The organism is Actinomycetota bacterium, assembly GCA_005888325.1.
Taxonomy (GTDB): Bacteria; Actinomycetota; Acidimicrobiia; order Acidimicrobiales; family AC-14; genus AC-14.
Window position 1 is genome coordinate 10,378 of sequence record VAWU01000046.1, and the last position, 11,793, is coordinate 22,170.

Annotated in this window: 10 protein-coding genes and 3 pseudogenes (1 of these 13 only partly in view); 3 read left to right on the plus strand and 10 right to left on the minus strand. The window is 65.8% G+C overall.

Annotated features, from left to right (window positions below):
- Positions 1-28: 28 nt before the first annotated feature.
- The gene (locus tag E6G06_15075; protein ID TML89106.1) at positions 29-604 is read right to left on the minus strand and encodes a hypothetical protein; all 576 of its coding nucleotides are present in this window, start codon (positions 602-604) and stop codon (positions 29-31) included.
- A 31-nt stretch (positions 605-635) separates the two neighbouring features.
- On the opposite strand from E6G06_15075, the pseudogene E6G06_15080 reads away from it, so the two are divergent.
- Positions 636-761, plus strand: a pseudogene (locus tag E6G06_15080) (flagellar motor protein MotB).
- A gap of 793 nt (positions 762-1,554) precedes the next feature.
- Here E6G06_15080 and E6G06_15085 read toward each other — a convergent pair.
- Positions 1,555-1,671 (minus strand): annotated as a pseudogene (locus E6G06_15085) (hypothetical protein).
- Positions 1,672-2,016: 345 nt separating this feature from the next.
- On the opposite strand from E6G06_15085, the gene E6G06_15090 reads away from it, so the two are divergent.
- On the plus strand, positions 2,017-3,009 hold the full coding sequence (locus E6G06_15090; GenBank protein ID TML89107.1) for a patatin: 993 nt from the start codon (positions 2,017-2,019) through the stop codon (positions 3,007-3,009).
- A 517-nt stretch (positions 3,010-3,526) separates the two neighbouring features.
- Here E6G06_15090 and E6G06_15095 read toward each other — a convergent pair.
- The 6 genes from E6G06_15095 to E6G06_15120 form a co-directional block, all read right to left on the minus strand.
- Complete coding sequence (locus tag E6G06_15095; GenBank protein TML89108.1) at positions 3,527-4,294, minus strand: hypothetical protein; 768 nt, start codon at positions 4,292-4,294, stop codon at positions 3,527-3,529.
- A gap of 372 nt (positions 4,295-4,666) precedes the next feature.
- Positions 4,667-5,515 carry a hypothetical protein gene (locus tag E6G06_15100; protein ID TML89109.1) on the minus strand — a complete coding sequence of 283 codons (849 nt, stop codon included), beginning with the start codon at positions 5,513-5,515 and terminating at the stop codon, positions 4,667-4,669.
- 40 nt (positions 5,516-5,555) lie between these two features.
- Entirely contained in the window at positions 5,556-5,999 is a 444-nt protein-coding gene (locus E6G06_15105) for a hypothetical protein (GenBank protein TML89110.1), read from the minus strand.
- Positions 5,996-6,808, minus strand: a complete 813-nt coding sequence (locus E6G06_15110; GenBank protein ID TML89111.1) for a tyrosinase family protein — start codon at positions 6,806-6,808, stop codon at positions 5,996-5,998. The genes E6G06_15105 and E6G06_15110 overlap by 4 nt, the downstream gene beginning before the upstream one ends.
- A 106-nt stretch (positions 6,809-6,914) precedes the next feature.
- Complete coding sequence (locus E6G06_15115; protein TML89112.1) at positions 6,915-8,642, minus strand: hypothetical protein; 1,728 nt, start codon at positions 8,640-8,642, stop codon at positions 6,915-6,917.
- A gap of 363 nt (positions 8,643-9,005) precedes the next feature.
- Complete coding sequence (locus E6G06_15120) at positions 9,006-9,674, minus strand: TetR/AcrR family transcriptional regulator (protein ID TML89113.1); 669 nt, start codon at positions 9,672-9,674, stop codon at positions 9,006-9,008.
- A 133-nt stretch (positions 9,675-9,807) separates the two neighbouring features.
- On the opposite strand from E6G06_15120, the gene E6G06_15125 reads away from it, so the two are divergent.
- Complete coding sequence (locus E6G06_15125) at positions 9,808-10,203, plus strand: DUF4440 domain-containing protein (protein ID TML89114.1); 396 nt, start codon at positions 9,808-9,810, stop codon at positions 10,201-10,203.
- A 172-nt stretch (positions 10,204-10,375) separates the two neighbouring features.
- Here the strand turns inward: E6G06_15125 and E6G06_15130 are convergent, their stop codons facing one another.
- Both E6G06_15130 and E6G06_15135 read right to left on the minus strand, forming a co-directional pair.
- Positions 10,376-11,392, minus strand: a complete 1,017-nt coding sequence (locus E6G06_15130) for an aminopeptidase P family protein (protein TML89115.1) — start codon at positions 11,390-11,392, stop codon at positions 10,376-10,378.
- Positions 11,389-11,793 (minus strand): annotated as a pseudogene (locus E6G06_15135) (aminopeptidase P family protein) (it continues 745 nt past the right edge of the window). The gene E6G06_15130 and the pseudogene E6G06_15135 overlap by 4 nt, the downstream one beginning before the upstream one ends.

Below are 11,793 nucleotides of genomic sequence, written 5' to 3' on the forward strand. Positions count from 1 at the left end.
GGCTGGGGCGATCTCGACAGCCGCGTTGTCAGACCGTGTGGCCATGTGACAACAACGAAGAGGCGATGAACGCAGTGTAGAGCGAGCCGGTCGCGCGCGACGGCTGCTCAGGCGAGGGCGCAGTACAGCCGTTCCTCGGATTGGAACCCGCGCCGCCGGGATTGCCCTGGTCGTCCGCGTAGTCGGTTGCTCCGCAAAACCGGATGGGCAGCGTGACTGTCCACCACACCTCGACCGGACTCGTCACCGATGGATGCCGCGCGGCCACGTCCTTCTCCGAACACGGCGGGCTCGCGGTGTCCGTGCATATCTGCGACAGATCCCAGTTATTGTCACCCGTGTAGTTCTTCGTCAGGTCTGTGCCGGGCGCGAATTGAATCCCCGCCACGCACCCCCCGGCGGCGGGCAGCGCGAGGCCCGCTGTGCACCCCGTCGTGCTTCGCCCTTGGCCGTCTGGTGAGCAGTCGGTAACGAGCACCAGAGGACTCGGAACCGATACTGACCGAATAATGATCTGATGGTCGGAGTCGTTGGTGAAGACGGCACACTGCGACGGATCCGTGAGATAGAGATTGCCCCAATGCTCCGGATAGTCATCACTCAATGTGGGACCCCCCACAATCACGACGGCGTTTCCACCACTGGCTCCGCCTCCCCCTCCGCCTCCCCCGCCGGCTCCGCCGCCGTTGCCGCTGCCGCCTCCCCGATTGGTGCCGGCGCCACCGCCTCGCCCACCCCGATCAACGGTGCCTGGTCCAAGCACGCCGCTGTCGAGTGGAGGCGTCTGGGTCGTGCCGGTTTCGGATAGCGGTCCCGAACCGTCGGAAGAATCCGGGACACTCTCCCTAGCGGTCGTCGACGTCCGCCGAGAAGCTTCCGAGGTGCGCTCCTCATGCCCGCCACCGCAACCGAGAAGAAGTGCGGACATCGCCGCCGTGAGCCCGACGACCGCAGCTATCGATTTCGTCACCGCTCGCCCTGACTCGGAGGGCCGAGCTCGCTCAAGCGCCACGTCGACGTGGCGCTCACTGCGTGCACCAAACCCGCTGACGAGCCGCCCTCTCACGCCGCTGCCTGGAGTCTCGCTCGCGCGTTGAGAGTCCGCCCGCGAGGTGGTGAGGGCGACAGTGAAGTTGTTGTCGCTACAGATTCGCTTAGCTGACCTCGTCACTGTCTTCCTCCACGGTCGTGCACGCGGGCCCTCGTGAGTCTCTCGCATGCGCGGATGTTCAGGTGCTTTCGCCGCACTTTCTGGCATTGCCTCCACGATCGCGCTGGCGCGAGGGTGTCGTCTGTCGTGCGGCTTACACAATGATCGCAAAACAGATCTGTACCGGTCTGACCAAATCACCTGATCGACGACTGTCCGACCAGGGCCGCTGGAACGACGCAGAGGAGACCATTGGAACGTAGCGCCGCCCCAGAACGGGGGCGTCGAGCCGGATCTCGGCCTCGCGAGTCCCGACCCTTCGGGGTTCGTTGGGCCCGCAGCCAGCGGCGCCGACAACGGTCTGAGCTTCCCCCGATCCAGCGGACGGGTCGGTTGTGGTGATATGCCGCGGTTGCGGTGAGGGTGTGTCGGGCTTCGTAGTCGACGGGGCTGAGCATCTTGCAGTAGGAGTGCCGGCGGCGCCGGTTGTACCAGGCTTCGATCCAGTCGAAGACGGCCATCGCGAGCTGCTCACGGCTCCTCCAGCGGTGCTCGTCGAACAACGAGCTGAACGGTGCCGAAGAAGCTCTCGGCGACGCTGTTGTCGAAGCAGTCGCCGAGGGACCGTACAGAGCTGAGCTCAAATTCCGCCGATGCACAGCGCCCGGTCGTCCTCACGTCCGACGCTGTGCGATCGCCACGCGCAATGCTCAGCATCACCGCTCAACGCGGCCCGCTACATTCACAACGCAACATGAGTACGCATTCCTCCCTTTGACTACCGTGAGGGTGCCCCGAGGGCAGGCCTCGGTTGTCGCCCACCGGCACGTCCGGAGTGCACGCGCAATATCGGGAGGTGAGCCAGAATGGCGGAGCAACTGAAGGCGGACCTTGTGCTCGAGGGTGGCGGGGTGAAGGGCATCGGTTTGCTGGGCGCGGTACTCGCGCTCGACAAAGCGGGTTACAGGTTCCCCCGGATCGCTGGCACGAGCGCGGGAGCCATCGTCGCGTCGCTGGTCGCGGCTTGGCAGAAGGCCGGTCGAGAGATGAGCGAACTCGTGGAGGTGATGAACAGCGTCCAATACCGCAAGTTTGCCGGCGGATCGATCCTCGAACGGGCTTCAGGCCGGCTGGGCGAAGGGGTAGAGCTGCTCCTCCACGAGGGCGCCCATTCGGGGAACTACCTGATCGACTGGCTCGGCCCGCAGCTGGAGCAAGCGGGGGTGACGACCTTCCGCGACCTCGAGACGGTCGACCTGCAGAGCTCACTCGCTGACTACCAGCGTTATTCGCTGGTCGTCCATGTGAGCGACCTTTCCCGGAGGGCGTTGGTCCGGCTGCCATGGGACTACTCGCAGTACGGCAAGGAGGCCGGGCAGCAGCGCGTAGTCGACGCGGTTCGCGCATCGATTTCGATCCCGTTCTACTTTCGGCCGGTTCAATTCGACAGCGCGAGCGGGACCGTTACCTGGGTTGACGGCGGCCTGCTCTCGAACTTCCCGATCACCGTCTTCGACCGCACGGATGGAAAGCCGGCGCGCTGGCCCACATGGGGCGTGAAGCTGTCGGCCGAGCCGAACGCTACAGCTGATCGGCAAGTCCGGACCGCGCTGGGGATCGCGATCACGTGTCTGGAGACGCTAACCAGCGACTGGAATCGCTATCGCCTGGCAGAAGAAGGCGTGAACCGACGCACGATCTACGTCGACACCACCGGCGTCTCTGCGACGGACTTCGGGATTGACAAATCGGTCCGCGACCGACTGTTCGCGAACGGACAGAGCGCAGCCGAGAGGTTCTTGGCGAAAAGGCCCCCGCAGGAGTCACTTGTCCCGGGCTCGACGGGACCAGCTAGGTGAACGGTCTCCCAAATCAGATGCCCACGGACGATCCCGGGTCGGCGACACTGGCCGACAGCTCATGGCCGTCAATGCGGTAGGGCATGCCGTGAAGGGTGCAGAGAAATCGATGAGAGCGTTCGAACCGTGCTGCCCCATCTCCCCCCGCCAGGAGGCGGATTCCCGGGCCTTCGCCGCCATTCGCCCGATCGGGAGGTGATCGCAGGCCTACCGCGAGTGGACCCCTCCGCCTACCGGCGTCGAGCAAGGACTCGCAGCCAGGTCGTCGGACGCGGGTCGATCAAGGAGACGGGTGGGCGTCAAGCGGGCGGCGGCGATGGGCTGGTCGCGACGCGCAGCTCTCAGCGTGCGGCTCGCCGCGGGTTCCGCGACGGCTGCTACATGCTCGGCCCTCGTCGGCGTTCGGCGCGACAGGCAACTCCTCCGCGTCGCCAACGGCGGCTCCTCGGCAGCGTCCTCGACAGTCTCGCTAACAGCTCTTGGCCAGTCGAAAGCCGCACGTTCGGCCAGGCTGGACCTAGGGGTCTCGCGCGGGCGCTGGCACGGGGTCTCCTATCGGGCCTGCGATCAGGGCCCACGCAGTAGCGTGGTCCTCCGGTGACGGCGGACAACTCGGCGCTGCTGGCGGCTCGGTCAGGAGTCTCGCTGTTGAGCAGACCGAGGTTGCATCGGCGGGAACGGTCACTCTGAGCGTCTCGCTCACGTGGCCCTCGGCGTCGGCCGTCAGCACCGTACGAAAGATGGGGATCGAGCCGGTGGCTCCCGTCGGCACGACGTCGACTCGGACCTCAATCGGGCGATCGTCGACACCCCGCCCTTTGCTGATCTTGAGTTGCAGCGCCTGAGTGGCGCCGTTGCCGTCAACGGCCGCGACCAGATGCGGCCGGGCGTCTGGCGCCGGAAGAGATAAGAGAACACAGCCGAGCGTGACTTTGGCGTTCGTCAGGTCCTTGGCGCAGTCCGGCTCGTGCCCTGTCCACGCCTCAATCTGAACCTCCGGCTCTCCGTTTGGCTCAAGGGGCACAGAAAATTTCGCATCGACCTTGCCGCCGGCGTCAGCGCCCTGGTCCGCCTGATAGATCGCGTCGCCCAACGGCTTGCCCGGACCCGTTCGAAAGACGCGGATGCGTACGTGTTCTGAATGACGTAAGCCGCTGTCCGTCACGCGGCCCTCCAGCGTCAGGAAACCACGCGTCGACGAGAATTCGGCGTCAATCGTTGGTTGGAAGTGATCTCGTGACGTCTCAAACGCAGCGACAAAGGAACACGCGGCGCCAGCAATCAAGAAGAGAAGAGCGATATCAAGAGAGTATTTACCAGGCGCCCGCTACTCTTTGAACGTTGGGAGGCATCCCGCGACGCCGAGGACGCTAAGGTCGCCCCTCCTGCGAACGACAGTGTCGCCGTCAGCGCACTCAGCGCTCCGAGCGCCAACAGCGGATGGTTGCGTAGGACGCGATCTGGGCCTCCGCCGGCCACCGTCAGCCCTCCGGCAATCGTCGCGAAGACTCCGAGGACGGCGGTTGCGAGCGGTCCGAACTGAGCGGCCTTCGCGCCCGGATCGTTCTCGTTCATCGGCTTCGCTTCTCCCGTCGTCATGGCTCCGGTTCGCTGAACGCTACGCTCCGAGGCGGTCGCCAGACCCTCCACTGATCGTTCATCTGGTGAGGAGGCGCAGTATCCGCTCCGACGTGAGCCATCGAATGCGCTGTGGCTTGATCTCACCACTGCTCCGCTGATGCTCAATCACCCGACGCAGTCTGAGCCGCTGATGATCGTTCAGCTGTGGAATCATCTCGGCCACAAGCAGCAGGAAGCGATCCTGATCGAACCCACCGTGTGGATCATCGATCACATCAAGGATTTGGTCGAAGTCAAGCAGCCGCGGATCCCCGCGCATCGCGCCAAGTGCCAAGATGCGATTCCCGGGGGTCTTGGTGGCAAGCCACTCAGCGACTTGCTCGGTGTTGATTCGCCCTTCCCGGGCTTGAGCCTCTGCCTGCCGCAGTTGCTTGTCGAACTCGATGTCGCGCTCGCCACCACCCGGCATGGTTGTTCGTAGCCCCTCAAACGATCGGGCAGACTCCTGCAACAACCGGACGCTCTCGAGGGCTTCGTTCTTCACCGACTGGACCGTCTGCACAGCCTCGTCTTTGACCGTACGAACTTCGCGCACGGCGGTCTGACGAATCGCCTCGAGATCCGCCTCGAACTGCTGGAACTTGATGTGTGTGATGTATGGGCCGAGATAGGCGACGAACATCACCGCCGTCCCCGCGGACACCAGGACCGCCGTTGATGCATCACCCGTTCCAACAAAGGCGCTCGCGACCCCTGCCACCGCGAATCCACAGCCGAAGACACCGAGTGCCAAGCGCAGACCACGAGTCAGACGATCCTGGTCGCCTGGCCGCGATGCGTCGGAACCCGGGGACGGAGGCAGGAGCGCTCGAGAACGCCGCTCATCGAGCGTCGCTTCGGAACTAACCGCGCCGTCACTGGCCACTCAGATTGAGCCTCCCGCGCCCGTCGGTTGTGCGCGCTCGCTAGACGAATGTGCTGATCTGCATGCCTTGGAGATCCAGCAGCGGACCTTCAAACTCCATCGCAGCCTTGGGATCCGCCGATACGACGATCGAGATGGTGAGCTCCTCGTCGAGACAACGACGAAGCGCGTCGGTCACGATTACTCGCTTGAACGCCCGCGTCAGCGGGTGGGAGGGCCGGTCATCAAAGCGCCGAAGATGCTCATGGACCTCGCAATGGCCCTCATCGCCGGAACAACTCTGATGCCCGAAGATCGCGAAGCGGCCGGCATAGCTCGCTCGGTCCTCGCTGGCGTTGTCGGGATCCGCCTCGGGGTCATTGAAGAAGACGAGCCCCACGTACGACGGGCGAAAGTGGTTGATCCCGTAGAGCTCGAGATCAGCGCGGAACATCGATCGATCAGCGCCGTGCGCGATGGGACCGAAAACGTGCAGCTCGCTCATTGTGCGCCGCCTGTGGGCACGGGAACGTTGGCGGCGCTGGCCGCGTACTCATAGCCCAGTCCCTGCACGTCGAGGACGTCACGAGTCCGCTTCCCGAACGGTGGCAGCTCGAGATCGAGGAGCTCTCCTGGGATGCCGCCGCTGCCGTGCTTGACCTGCCACAGATACCAGATGCGGTCGATCATGCAGTGGTGCGCGAAGAAGATCGGGTCATACGCCGCCGTTGTCACATCCTGCATGCTGCCGCCGACCCAGACATGCACGTCGTCGTGGAAGCCCTCGAGGCGGTCGGCGAACGACATCCAGTCGGTGTCTGTCAGTACGTCGGCGATCTCCGCTGCGGTCGGCAGCCGGCTGCCGGGTGTGCGCCCGGGACTCCGGGTGGTTCGTCGGTTGATTGGCGGCTGAGCATTGGGCACGACGGCCTTGGTGGCATAGAGCGGATTGGCCTCGGTCCCCACCTTCGTCGCCGCGTAGGCCGGCGGGATCCGGCTCTGCGTCGTCCAGTCCCAGTAAGGCAACGCGGCCGGTACTTGCGCTCCGGCCTCCTCCTGATCTCGCAACGCCTGCTCCAGGTACCAGAGATAGGCGCGATGCCAGGGCAGGAACAGCTGCGCCCTGATCCGCGTGCGGCGGTTGATTTGGTGGTGCCAGCAGTACCAAAACGGCGCCCCGTGGAACCCGGCGATGAAGTTGTACCCCCGGTTGTCGCTGATGGCCTCGGCCTTGGCCATCGCGCTGCGGAAGGCGATCATGTGGGGCGCCGTCGCGTCGGCCACGGGCAGCCGGTAGATCATCGACCCCGCCATCGCACCTCCCGGAGAAAGCCGACCGTGACTCTAGGCCCGTCGCCGCGCTCGACGAAAGGGTCCTCCTCCCGCGGGGGGACCCGCCCGGATTCGATGATGCGACCGCTCAGCCCGGGGGAGACGCCAAGCGGCCGAACCAGAAGTCAAGCTCGCGAACCCGCGGGCCCGAGAAGAAGTCGTCCTGCCAGGTGTCGTCATCGCGTAGCCCTTGCCACCGACGCGCCGAAGACTGCTTTGGCTTGGCTCCCTTGACGGTCGAGCGGGTGCTCGGCTTGGGCAACATATTGAAGCGCCACTTGTACTGGCTATAGATGCTCAGCACGTTCACCGCGTACTCACCCGCCAGGCCAGGAGCGTTCTCGATCAGCACGAGGTTGTCGTCGTTCTTCGCGCTGGCCTTCGGCCCCATGTTGTGCGAGCCCGTCATCACGACGGGGTGAGCCCCGAACGGATCGATCACAATCACCTTGCTGTGCACCATGGCCAAGGAGTAGCTGCGAAGCTCCTGTTCCCAGAAGCCGAAGTCCTCGGAAACGTTGGCGGGCAGGATGACGCCCGGGTCACTGGGCAATTCCTTGCCTCGGTCGAGCAGGAGCACCTTGGGTGTCTGCCTGCCGCCCGGATCCTGGTTGATGACGCCATGGACGAACACGCCGGCGTCGCGGCGAGCGAGGATATCGTCGAACAGGGTCTCCTTCGGGCCGGGATTGAACATCAAGAACAGGATCCCCTGCCGCGCGCCGTTGATGAGGGTGCGCGCGTCGGCAAGGTCGACCTTCTTGCGTACCGGGGTGAGCCAGGTGGTGACGTGCGACGACCCGACATTCGTGATCATGGGCGTGCTGTCGGTGTCGGCCAATTCAGGTGGATAGTCATCGCCCGCGGCGAGCAGGCGGTTCCAATAGTCGAGGAAGGCCCGCGCGACGGTCTGATCGTCGATCAACAGCGCGTTGTTCGCCTGGGTGCACAGCCCGGTCACGGTCCAGTTGGTACTGCCCGTCCACACCCGCAGCGGCTTGCCTTCGTGGTCGCAGACAACGACGAACTTGTTGTGCGCGAAGTGGCCCGATCCCACCAGCCTGCGGTGTAGCGCAACCTCGGAGGCGGCCAGATCGTTGCTTGCGTCGAGATTCTCATCCGGCGTCGTGGCAGAGAACGCGCCGTTGGCCAGCACCAAGTTGCAGCGCTCACCCAACGCCTTCAGCCTTGGAATCAGCTCGGGGTCGTTGAGCTCGTACAAGGCCGCGTAGATCTGCTGACGGCTCGCCTCAGCTTCATCAAGGAGCGCAAGCAGCGCGACGCGGTCCTGGCCGGCGAGGAACTCGCGGATCTTGGAGGTCGGATCGCTGATCACATCCTTGAGCGCCTTTCGCTCCTCGGACGCCGGCACAGCCAGCCGCCGGCGGAGCCATTGCGCGGCCACGATGCCGCGGTTGAAGTACGCATTGAGGCCCGGCGTCTGACCGGTAGTGGCCCGCGCCCACGCCGACCAATCGCTTTGCTGGTTTTCGGGCGCCCTCTGAAGGGCTCCGGCGCGACCAATAATCGGTACGACCCGGTATCGGACCTGGTCGAAGCGCTCGGCGTCGTAGTCGCTCCACAAGAAGCGCTGAATCGGCCATTCGGTGCTCGGCCGAAACGTCCCCGGCGGCGGGTGTGGCTTCTGATCGGCAAATCCCACCGACGTGTGGAGAATGCTCTCGACTGTCACGCCGGATGGCTCTCGCCCTTCCCGCAACAACGCGAAGCCACGGCAATCGCCGATCCGACTATCGCTCTGCCAGACGACGGTGGCCTCATCCGCATTGGCCACAACGCGGACCTCAATCGCCATATCCGCACCCCTTGCCTCACGGGCAGGCTAGACGCCGATCAGGACCGGTTCAGTCGTCGCTCGCTCTGGCTTGCTAGGCGCCCTTGGCTACCGACATGCCAGACCCGCGTGCCTAGCGAACAAAGTCGGCAGTGAGGCCGTCCACCGAGCCGTCGTTCTGGCGTGAACCGGGCCTTACTGAGCCACTGGATCCGGGCTCAGCCGAGCGAACCCACGTCGGAAGCAGCCGCCCTCCTTGTCATCCGTCGCTCTTGCGTCAAGCAAGCCGAGCACCGCGCCTTGAACTACCGACGAGATGAGGCGCTCGTGCAGCCTGGGTGTTCGCACAGTGGACACCCAGGTCCACCAACGTCGTGATCGCGATCAGCGTGCGCGAGGCCGCTGGGTGCTCGGCGGGTAGAGGGCGGGGAGCATCTCCATGAGCTTGGGGAAGACGGGCGTGAAGCGCCCCTGTCCCCAGGGCAGGTCGGGTTCGTTGGCCAGCGCCTGCGTGAGCACGCCCTTGATGAGGATCGAGACGATGTAGTGCGCGTCGTCGGTGTCGGCGCCGGGACCGAGCTCGCCGGCGCGGACTGCATCGGTGAGCGCGCTGCGTTGCAGGTTCACCATCTCGATGCTGGGTTCCATGGCTTCCGCGGTTGGTTCGAAGCGGGGCACCGGTCGCCAGAACATCAGCTGCGCAAGCGCCCTGTTCGCGAGCGCCCATCGACCGGTTGCTTCGAGCCCCTTGGTGAGGGCGTCGAGGCCCGGAGCGGCATCGGCCATCGCATCGCGCTGCACCTCGAGGTGCAGGCGCATGCCGCGCTCGAACAACGCGTCGTAGATCGCGATGAGCGACGGGAAGTACTTGTAGATCGACGGCGGCTGCACGCCGAGCCGGCGGGCCACCTCCGAGATGCTGAGCGCGTTGACACCGTCTTCGGCCATCACCGCCTCGGCGATGTCGAGGATCTCCTCGATCGTCTCCAGCCGGCGACGAGCGCGCCGGTCCGAGTGGGGTCTGCTCGCCGTCGCCGATGCGTCGCTCGACATGGCGCGCATGGTAGCCGAGGTTTCGATTGACAGCTATAGCTATGATATATAGCTTTATCAATAACCCGAGTGAGTGCGTCCGGATCGCCACCCGGTCGAGCGGACCCTCAGCAACCGAACAGAGGAGCCACCGATGACCGAAAAGGACAACCTTCAGCTCGTGGAGTCGATCTTCGAGGCCTTCGGGCGGGGAGACATCCCCTTCATCCTCGATCAGCTCACCGACGACGTCCGCTTCGCGGCGCACCTTGACCCGATCGTCCCGTGGTCCGGCGACTACGCCGGCAAGGCCAACGTGGTCGACTTCTTCCAGGCGCTCGGCGGCGCTGTGGAGGTCACCGCGCACCCCGTCAATGAGCTCGTCGCGCAGAGCGACACCGTCGTCGCCATGGGCGACGTCAGCTTCCGCGTGCGCAACACCGACAAGCCGGGCGAGAGCTCGTGGGTCTACATCTGGAAGCTGCGCAACGGGCAGGTGTGCGGCTACGACCAGTTCAACGATCCTGGCCTGGCGGACGCATTCCGATAAGTGAAGTTGCGGCCGTGCGGTTGGGAGTGCGCACCCGCCTCACGGCGATGGACCTCGAAGTGCTCCCCACCCAACCAGGCCTCGAGCTCGACTCGACGACATGGGCGACGGGCCCGACACCCAACTTCCAGCGCTGAACCACCCGTCACGCCGAGCCCGGCCGGAGATTGACTCAGCCGATGCGGGTCTGCTCCTCGAGCACCTCGACACCGGTGTCGGTCACGAGCACCGAGTCACGGCGCACCCGACCGTCGACCTCGGCGCGCAGGGACAGCGTCATCCCAGGCAAGAGCTCGGTGACGTCCTCGCCGATGATCGGTGGTTCGACGCCGAGCCCGACCCCGTAGGCGGCCGGTTCAGACGGGCGGGGCGCGGCGGAAGCGTCCCACGCCGCCCACAGATCGGAACCCGTCGCGCCCGGCCGCACCGCGGCCGCCAGCGCGTCGAACAGAACATCTGCGGGCCCCGTCGACACCTCACGCTCGCCGACGTTGACCGTACGGGCCAGGCACCCTTGATAGCCGTCGACGAGCACACCGACATCGAGCACGAGTGCCTCGCCCCCCGCCAGCACGCGGTCGGAAGGAAAACGGTGGCCGAACGTTCCCTCGAACGCCGGAGTCGTGGTGCCCAGATCGGCCATGCACTGCTCGAAGCGCGCGAGCAGGTCGCGCTCGCGCATGCCAGGCCGGGTGGCGCCGACGACCTGGGCCAGCGCACGCTGCGCCAGACCGATCGCGGCGCGGATGCAATCGACCTCGGCCGAGAGCTTGCGCGCGCGGGCGGCGAGCATCAGGGCCTGGCCGTCCACGAGCTCTGCCCTGGGGAAGGTGGCGCTCAGCAGCGCGTCCATCAGCGGTGTGAGGCCGTCGACGCCGATCCGGCGTGCGGCCGCGAGCCCGGGAATGCGCGTCAGCCGGCCGAGGAGGTTCGCCGGGTTCCACGTGATCGGATACAGGTTTTGGAGGTGGATGTCGCCAGGCACGCCGTCGTCCGTGATGCTCAGCAGGTGAACGTCGCTTGTCTCGTGCACCAGCACGCAGCTCGGCGCGAACGCGCGCGCCCCCGCCAGCCACAAGCGCCGGGCACCCGAGACGTAACGGACGTTCGCCTCCTTGCCGAGGATGAGCGCGTCGACCTCGTCCCGCGTCATCGCGGTGAGCGCGCGACCTCGCCGTTCCGCGATCACGCGACGTAGGGCCCGTAGGGGTGATCCGACAGGAGCCGGAACCCGTCGTCGGTGACCGCGACGATCTCCTCGGCCCGATAGCCACCCGTGCCGTCCGTCCACGCGACCGGTTCGAGCACGAGGACCATCCCCGGCGTGAGCACGATGCTCTCGTCGAACTCCTTACCGAGGTCGGTGCCGATGAACGGCGCCTCCGCGCTGTCCACCCCGATGCCATGCGCGAGGTAGAGGTGGGCCAACCAGGGTCGACGGCCGTCGGCGGCGGCAACCAGCGCGGCCCGCGTGAGGTCGCCCCCCGTCGCGCCGGGCCTGACGACGGACAGCACGGCGTCGACCACCCGCCTCCAGAGCCGGAACTGGTCCTGCTGCGCGGGGGACGGCGTGGCCCCGACGATCCACGT

Bases quoted from the DNA above. Each gene is read 5' to 3' on its own strand.
- E6G06_15110 (TML89111.1), bottom strand. From the start codon at position 6,808: ATGGCGGGGTCGATGATCTACCGGCTGCCCGTGGCCGACGCGACGGCG.
- E6G06_15115 (TML89112.1), bottom strand. From the start codon at position 8,642: ATGGCGATTGAGGTCCGCGTTGTGGCCAATGCGGATGAGGCCACCGTC.
- E6G06_15090 (TML89107.1), top strand. From the start codon at position 2,017: ATGGCGGAGCAACTGAAGGCGGACCTTGTGCTCGAGGGTGGCGGGGTG.
- E6G06_15125 (TML89114.1), top strand. From the start codon at position 9,808: ATGACCGAAAAGGACAACCTTCAGCTCGTGGAGTCGATCTTCGAGGCC.
- E6G06_15120 (TML89113.1), bottom strand. From the start codon at position 9,674: ATGTCGAGCGACGCATCGGCGACGGCGAGCAGACCCCACTCGGACCGG.
- E6G06_15105 (TML89110.1), bottom strand. From the start codon at position 5,999: ATGAGCGAGCTGCACGTTTTCGGTCCCATCGCGCACGGCGCTGATCGA.